The following is a 401-nucleotide window of genomic DNA, read 5'->3' as shown; positions in this document are numbered from 1 at the left end:
TGTGAAAACTTGGTTGTTTTCTGTGTCTTATGCGCCGCCGCCTGCTTGGAAGATGTCGGTAGCGATCTTCTGCAGCTGCTTGTTCAGCTCAGTAAGATCCTGAGATGCTTTCTGCAGGGACTGGTGAGTGTGAGGCCAAGTCTCATTACGGAAGGTAGACGCTAGAGGACCATCCCAGTTATTGGGATCAGAAAGCTGCTGGCCTTCGTTATTGAGAGCGTTGATCTGCTCGGTGAGTCCACCGGTGATGATGCTCTGAATTTTCTGGATGGCATCTTTGGCGGCTTGGGAACTAAGGACGCGATCGCTCATGGGCGTTTCCTTTCACGTGGTTGGGTTCTGTCTTCGGTAACAGAACTACATGGTGTAGTTTATGTTTGCTTTTTAGTGAGGGTCAAGGA

1 protein-coding gene is annotated in these 401 nt (G+C 49.9%); it reads right to left on the bottom strand.

Annotation, left to right across the window (positions count from 1 at the left end):
* Positions 1–27: 27 nt before the first annotated feature.
* Positions 28–312 (bottom strand): hypothetical protein, encoded by a 285-nt coding sequence (locus HMPREF2554_RS00810; protein WP_004006372.1) that lies wholly within the window; start codon positions 310–312, stop codon positions 28–30.
* Positions 313–401 lie beyond the last annotated feature (89 nt).

This window comes from Rothia sp. HMSC071F11, from assembly GCF_001809115.1.
GTDB classification, from domain to species: domain Bacteria; phylum Actinomycetota; class Actinomycetes; order Actinomycetales; family Micrococcaceae; genus Rothia; species Rothia dentocariosa.
This window is presented reverse-complemented; position numbering and strand designations above follow the sequence as displayed.